Below are 2,900 nucleotides of genomic sequence, written 5' to 3' on the forward strand. Positions count from 1 at the left end.
GTGAGGGGCTTTTGAAGCGCTAGTGAATAATCCAGCTCAACAACCACAACCCCAGCAGCAACCAGATGATCCCGGCAATGATCGACGCGTTCATGAACGCCCGGATCGCCGACCACAGCAGCATCAGGCCAACGATCAGGGCGATGATGCTGATGATCGAGGTGTCCATCCCCAGCGTTTGCGCCAGGCCGTCGACAAAGTTGCTGCCGGCATTGCTGAGCATATTGAACAGGCCGCTGAGGCCGTCGACGATAAAGCGGATGACCGAACCGAGTGCCTGGCCGAGCCATTCGAAAAAGCTTTCTACACGCATGTGTGCATCCCTGATGAAAGAGCTGAGCCTTGGGCCACGCCGAGGGCGGCCGAGTTCCCTGCATGATAGTGGTTTTACTCCATCCCTGTGGGAGCGAGCTTGCTCGCGAAAGCGGTGTGTCATTCACACCATCTGCTATCTGAGCCAACGCCTTCGCGAGCAGGCTCGCTCCCGCAATAGATCATCTGCGCTGCTTGCCTTCAGCCCGCATCCCCCCGAAGCTATGCGTCTTCAGGAGAGCCCGATGAACCTTGTAGAACTGACCGAACGCCTGCACGCCATTCGCGACCGCAACGACTGGCGGCAATTTCACAGCCCGAAAAACCTCGCCATGGCCGCCAGCGTCGAAATGGCCGAGCTGGTGGAAATCTTCCAGTGGCTGACAGAAGATCAGTCGCGCCAGTTACCGGCGGACAAACTCGCGCATGCCGGGCAGGAAGTCGGCGATATCGTCCTGTATCTGTTGCTGCTGTGCAGCGAACTGGGTCTGGACATGAATGAAGTGGTGCGCGCCAAGCTCGCCGACAGCGAACGGCGGTTCAGCTGATGAGCGACCGTCATTTCGACCAGTTGGCCACGCGCTTCGCCGAAAAAATCTACGGCGGCGCCAAAGGCGCGATTCGCCTCGCGGTGTTGCAGGCCGACTTGACCGAGGCCTTGCCGGATCGTCCCTTGCGCGTGCTGGATATCGGCGGGGGCCTGGGGCATATGTCGCTGTGGCTGGCCGAGCGCGGCCATGACGTCACCTTCACCGAACCGGCCGAACCGATGCTCGAGGGTGCGCGCCAGCGTTTTGCCGAAGCCGGACACACCGCGACATTCATTCAGGCGCCGTGGCAGGAACTGCCCGGTCAGCTCACCGAGCCCTACGATCTGGTGATCTGCCACGCCGTGCTGGAATGGCTCGCCGAACCCCACGCGATCCTGCCGGTGCTGCATCAACTGACCAAGCCCGGCGGCTGGCTGTCGCTGGCGTTCTACAACCGTGATGCGCTGATTTATCGCAATCTGCTCAAGGGCCATTTCAAGAAAATGCGCAAGAACGTCATGGCCGGCGAGAAGCAGAGCCTGACCCCGCAGCAGCCTCTCGACCCACGGGAATTGGCAACGCAACTCGCCGGTATGTGGCAGGTCGAAAGTCAGAGCGGCGTACGGGTATTTCACGATTACATGCCGGTGGAATTCCAGGCCCGCGCCGAACTGGCGGACTTGCTGGAAATGGAACTCGCGCACCGTCGTCACCCAGGCTTCGCCGGGCTTGGGCGTTACTTGCACTGGATCTGCCGGCCGATCTGAGCGGAGCGCGACATGAAAGCTCGATGCGGGTTATTGCTGATAAGTCTGGGGTTGGCCGCTTGCCAAGGCAGCAACCCCTACGTGGCCCAGTCACGGCCGTTGCCGCCGGCACCGCCGCAAGCCGCCACCACCTTCGACCGCAGCGCCTACCCGGCGCCGCCGCGTGATTACGGGCGCTACCGCAACTGGGCCTGGCGCAACGGGCAGTTGCCGCCGGGCACGGCATGGGCTGACTCGGCGCAAGTGGCCGAGGCGGTCAGCAACGCCCTCGACCAACGCGGCTTGCGGCCGATGCGCGACAACCGCCCGGCCGACCTGCTGGTCAGCGCCGACCTGCGTCTGGAAACCCGTTTGCGTCAGGTTCGCGACGACTACGGCTACTACGGTGGATACGGCGGCTATGATCGTTATGGTCGCGGTTACGGCATGTACAACAGCGTGCCGATCGTGCGCACCTATCAGGAGCAGGTCGTGGTGGTGCGGGTCGATCTGTTCGATGCCGGCAATGGTCAGCCAGTGTGGAGCGCCAGCGCCGAGACCGGCACCCAGGGCAATCAGATCGAACGCGCCGATGCGATCCGCGAGGCTGTGGAAAAAGCCATGGCGGCGTATCCTCCCAGCTGACGTCGTGTCAGCAGGTTCATGTCTTCACCCGGAGAAAAATCATGTTCCGCCGTCTCGCTCTACTCGCTGTTGCCGCGCTGCTCAGTGCCTGCGCCGCCAATCAGGTCAATCACGATTTCGACGCCAGCCGCGACTTTGCCGCTTATCGCAGCTGGAGCTGGAAAGACCCGGCCCTGCAATATCGCCCCGATGATCCGCGCATCAAAAGCGACCTCACCGAACAGCGCATCCGCCAGGCGGTGGCCGATCAACTCGATCAGCGCGGTTTGCGCCCGGCTGCCGGCGGCGGCAAGGGCGATCTGAGCGTGCAGACCTACCTGATCGTCGAGGACCGGCAGCAGCAGGTGACGACCAACTACGGTGGCGGTTGGGGCGGCCCGTGGAATGGCTACTGGGGCGCACCGATGTACAACGAAACGCGCAATATCACCTACAAGGTCGCGACCATTCAGATCGACCTGCTCGACGGCAAGGACGGCAAACTGGTCTGGCGTGGCAGCGATGAGCAAATGCTCAGCAACCGCCCGAATCCGGCTGACCGCAGCAATGCCATTCGCGAGACCGTCGCACGGATTCTGGCCAACTATCCACCGCGTTGAATGAACGGCCCTTTTCCCGCCCGGACGCAAATCCCCTGTAGGAGCTGCCGAAGGCTGCGATCTTTTGA

Annotated in this window: 5 protein-coding genes; 4 read left to right on the forward strand and 1 reads right to left on the reverse strand. The window is 62.3% G+C overall.

What is annotated here, in order from left to right; genetic code table 11:
- Positions 1–19: 19 nt before the first annotated feature.
- Entirely contained in the window at positions 20–313 is a 294-nt protein-coding gene (locus F8N49_RS27015; RefSeq protein ID WP_016771853.1) for a hypothetical protein, read from the reverse strand.
- A 244-nt stretch (positions 314–557) separates the two neighbouring features.
- Between F8N49_RS27015 and F8N49_RS27020 the strand changes: the two genes are divergently transcribed.
- From F8N49_RS27020 to F8N49_RS27035, 4 genes are read left to right on the forward strand one after another with little or no spacing between them, the layout of a single operon-like run.
- The gene (locus tag F8N49_RS27020; protein ID WP_016771852.1) at positions 558–860 is read left to right on the forward strand and encodes a MazG-like family protein; all 303 of its coding nucleotides are present in this window, start codon (positions 558–560) and stop codon (positions 858–860) included.
- Complete coding sequence (locus F8N49_RS27025) at positions 860–1,609, forward strand: methyltransferase (RefSeq protein WP_024011431.1); 750 nt, start codon at positions 860–862, stop codon at positions 1,607–1,609. Before F8N49_RS27020 ends, F8N49_RS27025 begins: the two co-directional genes overlap by 1 nt.
- Positions 1,610–1,621: 12 nt before the next feature.
- Positions 1,622–2,233, forward strand: coding sequence for a DUF4136 domain-containing protein (locus F8N49_RS27030; RefSeq protein ID WP_056787719.1), 612 nt, complete (start codon positions 1,622–1,624; stop codon positions 2,231–2,233).
- A gap of 41 nt (positions 2,234–2,274) precedes the next feature.
- Positions 2,275–2,832 carry a DUF4136 domain-containing protein gene (locus F8N49_RS27035; protein ID WP_016771849.1) on the forward strand — a complete coding sequence of 186 codons (558 nt, stop codon included), beginning with the start codon at positions 2,275–2,277 and terminating at the stop codon, positions 2,830–2,832.
- Positions 2,833–2,900 lie beyond the last annotated feature (68 nt).

Source organism: Pseudomonas sp. GXM4 (assembly GCF_008923895.1).
Classification (GTDB): Bacteria; Pseudomonadota; Gammaproteobacteria; order Pseudomonadales; family Pseudomonadaceae; genus Aquipseudomonas; species Aquipseudomonas atacamensis.